This is a genomic window from Desulfobacter sp. (genome assembly GCF_050177295.1).
The window spans coordinates 1-3,607 of the sequence record NZ_JBFXHE010000308.1; the positions used below are offsets into that span (position 1 = coordinate 1).

The window sequence follows — 3,607 nt, forward strand, 5'->3', positions numbered from 1 at the left end:
ATGTGGAAGAGAAACTCAACGCTTTATCGGTTATGATGAATGGATAACGATTAGGCACTTGCCGATTCTTGGACGAAAAGTGTATTTAAAAATTCGGCCACGTCGCACTCAATGCTTAGAATGCGACAACGAACCGACAACAACAGAACGATACCCATGGCGTGTTCCCGGGAAATCCTACACAAATGATGCTGTAAAGCGCTTGGACGTCCATGAACTTCAGGACAAAACTCTTTTTGACAAGGACTACGAAATCCTCATGAGCATGCTGGAAGTCCTTGTCACTCTAAATGAGGTGGTCCGGCAAAAAGATATTTCAATCAAACGCCTTCTCAAAAGAATTTTCGGTATTAAAAGGGAATAAGCATTATGTACCTGTCCCCATTTGTTCCTTCGAGCTTTTCGTGGTTAAAAATATGTGTTCATGGTGTCCCTGGAATTCCTAAATCAAAGAATCAGAGAACTGAGGATTACTATTAATTGTCCTGCCAGGAACCAATTACCCGCGAGCGGGGGAATAAAATCCATCCGGGGACCCGGGCATTCCGTGCTGTGGGAATAATCGAAAACACCCATGGGTGTGGGGGACGGATTGTTTGGGGTGAAGGGCAGGGCTTTTGGCAAAACACCAAAAGCCCTTGAATTACAGACTAACCAAATACTTTTTCAAGAAAAGGAATAATCTGTTTTTTACGGCTCATGATGCCGGGCAGCCAGCATTTGCCGTTGACGGGTTTTTCACCAAAGGCTTTTTCAACAACAGTTTCGTCATCAGAAGCAACGAGAAGCTCGGTGCCTTCCTTCATGATGTCGGTGAGCATCAAGAGTACAGTGTGATGGCCTTTTTCTGCTTTCAGATCACGGATGTCTTTTTCAAGATCAGCCTTGATGCCGTCAACGATGGACAGGTTAACCAGTTCGAGCTGACCGCACCCAATGCCGGAACCACCCATCTTGAAGTCTTTGTAGTCGCGCATAACCAGTTCACGGACCGGAGTGCCTTCAACAGCAGATTTTACCTTGAACATTTCAATACCCAGGGCGTCAAGATCGGATTCGCCGCAGATTTCAGACAGCTTTGCACATACTTCTTTGTCTTTGTCTGTACAGGTGGCGGACTTAAAGATTACAGTGTCGGACAGGATGGCGCACAGCATGGCACCGGCAATGCCCTTGGGAACCTCAACATTGAAGTAATCGTACATGGAAGCAATTACAGTGCAGGTGCAGCCCACAGGCCAGATCCAGCATTCCAGGGGTTGTCCGGTGGTTACATCACCCAGTTTGTGATGGTCTACAATACCCAGAATATTGGCATCGCCAAGGTCGTCAGGGCTTTGGGCTAGGTCGGAATGATCCACCAGGTAAACATCTTTGCCTGCATAGCTGGTGATAACTTCAGGGGCAGCCAGACTGAATTTGTCCAGGACAAATTTTGATTCAGGGTTCAGGTCGCCCTGAATAGCCGGTGCGATGTCTTCACCAAGGCTTTTTTTCAGATCGGCCAGTGCGATGGCTGCGACTACAGAATCAGTATCCGGATTTTTGTGACCAAATACAAGAGTTGACATAAAACCTCCTAAAAAAAAAGTGTTGTCATCAGGTTATAATCCTCAGGATGACCCCCACAACCGGCAGCCATCCATGTAAGTTCTTAACGTTAATACCACTTGGTCTTATAGAATTAATCGCACGTAAGCTCAAGCAAAATCTGAAAAAAGAAAATACCATGTCCCAGGATCTGCATTTAACAGGACTTTGTTATAGAAAAGGAGCCATGAAGATGAGTCAGCATCAGAAAGGTTCTATGAACTTAATGTGGTACATGCAGATCTCAATCCCGGCAATTTCCTGGTCCGGGATGATTTGTCCGTGGGACTGCTGCTGGATTTTGGCTGTATCCGTGAGGTGAAATCTGAATTTGTTGAGCAGTACCGTGTCGTAATATATCTCTGTACTCAACCGGTAAAATCTGACATATTTAAGGTCTTGGCCGTTAAAAACACAAAGGTGATTATTAACTGAATTTGTTGTAAATTTCAGACTTTCGGCTTATTAGAATAATTATGCCAGAGAATCTACCGACATTGGGGCCTCTTGCAATCGTGGTATGAAGCTCAAAGTTCCAGTTAAGAATATTTGGGGTTTTCCTGTACAAAAAAATTCAATGAATCAACCTCTATCATTGACGGCTCATGTGGGACTATGGATGATAATAATATAGCTGAATCCAGATGTTATGGAGACGTTTATGGAACTGGAAAATGAAAGAAAAGCTGTTGTGCGTTTTGGCCTCAAAATGCTGGAATCAGGCCTGACCACGGGTACCGGTGGGAATCTGAGCATTATTGACAGGAATTCCGGAAAGGTGGCAGTCAGTCCCAGCGGGATCGAATACGCGGCATTACAGCCCCGGGATGTTGTTCTCACCGATATGCAGGGAAATGTCATGGATGGAGAGGCCAGGCCTTCAAGCGAGATTGGGTTTCACCTCTCCCTTTATCACCGGCGCAAGGATGTACAGGCCATTGTCCACACCCACTCCCCATATGCGGTTACCATGGCCTGCCTGGGGTGGGAAATCCCGGCGGTGCATTATCTTGTGGGGTTTGCAGGGAAAAAAGTGCCCTTGGCACCCTATGCCACCTTTGGTACACCGGAATTGGCGCAAATAGTAGCCGAATATATTGGGGATTATAACGCCTTGCTGCTTGCCAATCACGGACTTGTGGCAGTCGGACCCACCATGGATACAGCCTTTGCCGCTGCCGAAGAGATCGAATTCGTGGCCCGGATTTATTATCAGACCAAAAGTATCGGAAATCCCGTTATTCTGCCGGATGAAGAGATGAACACCGTGCTTGAAAAGTTCAAGACCTATGGACAGAAAAAAATGGGGATTGGAAAATAGTTTACTCGAAATTTTAACTAATAAAAAATGGGAGAGAACAAAAATGGGGAAGCTCAATGATCTATCTATAAGGCTGAAACTTTTCTTTGGTTTTGGGATCGTCTGTATTTTTTTCGTCATTGTGGGCATTGTGACCATTCGTTCTAACAATAAAACCATTTATGAGCTGGAAGGGGTAAAAAATGAGATTCTGCCGCATACCCTGAATTTCATTGAAATTAAACGGGATATCGAGCAGATCCAGCAATGGCTCACGGACATATCTGCCACAAGAGCTGCACAAAGGTATGATGACGGATATAAGGAAGCGGAAATTTATTATAAAGAAGCTGTTAAAAGAATTGACCATTCCATTGTTGAGCATGATAAATATGGTGAAGCTGAGATGGTCGCATTGCTTAAAGATATGAAAAACAGCCTGGATGATTATTATGACATGGGCAAAAAAATGGCCCAGGCTTATATTGACGCCGGCCCGGAAAAAGGCAACCCAATGATGGAGGAGTTTGATCCATTCGCCGAGAAGCTGGCCGGTATCATAGACAAGATTGTTGAAGCGCATAAAGAAGAGCTGTTAGATTCTTTTAAAGAAATTAGGGAACACACTATTTCAAAAACAAAATTGATCGCCATCGGGCTTATTTCGGTTTTAATTTTTTCTGCGCTTATTGCATACGGCATCAGCCACTCCGTAGC

At 44.8% G+C, this 3,607-nt stretch carries 5 protein-coding genes; 4 read left to right on the forward strand and 1 reads right to left on the reverse strand.

Features of this window, described 5'->3' with window-relative positions:
• Nucleotides 1-364: transposase family protein (locus AB7U36_RS17565; protein WP_428160977.1), on the forward strand; the 364-nt coding region annotated here is incomplete at its 5' end.
• A gap of 286 nt (nt 365-650) precedes the next feature.
• Here AB7U36_RS17565 and AB7U36_RS17570 read toward each other — a convergent pair.
• Nucleotides 651-1,571, reverse strand: a complete 921-nt coding sequence (locus AB7U36_RS17570) for a manganese-dependent inorganic pyrophosphatase (protein WP_428160978.1) — start codon at nt 1,569-1,571, stop codon at nt 651-653.
• Between the two features lie 247 nt (nt 1,572-1,818).
• Here AB7U36_RS17570 and AB7U36_RS17575 point away from each other — a divergent pair, with 247 nt between their 5' ends.
• The 3 genes from AB7U36_RS17575 to AB7U36_RS17585 all read left to right on the forward strand — a co-directional run.
• Nucleotides 1,819-2,025 (forward strand): AarF/UbiB family protein, encoded by a 207-nt coding sequence (locus AB7U36_RS17575; RefSeq protein ID WP_428160979.1) that lies wholly within the window; start codon nt 1,819-1,821, stop codon nt 2,023-2,025.
• 226 nt (nt 2,026-2,251) lie between these two features.
• Nucleotides 2,252-2,911, forward strand: coding sequence for an L-fuculose-phosphate aldolase (locus AB7U36_RS17580; protein ID WP_428160980.1), 660 nt, complete (start codon nt 2,252-2,254; stop codon nt 2,909-2,911).
• 43 nt (nt 2,912-2,954) lie between these two features.
• A partial coding sequence (locus AB7U36_RS17585; RefSeq protein WP_428160981.1) for a CHASE3 domain-containing protein occupies nt 2,955-3,607 on the forward strand: 653 nt, incomplete at its 3' end.

What these genes read in the sequence shown, in the direction of transcription:
- AB7U36_RS17570 (WP_428160978.1), bottom strand. Translation starts at nt 1,571, where the DNA reads ATGTCAACTCTTGTATTTGGTCACAAAAATCCGGATACTGATTCTGTA.
- AB7U36_RS17580 (WP_428160980.1), top strand. Translation starts at nt 2,252, where the DNA reads ATGGAACTGGAAAATGAAAGAAAAGCTGTTGTGCGTTTTGGCCTCAAA.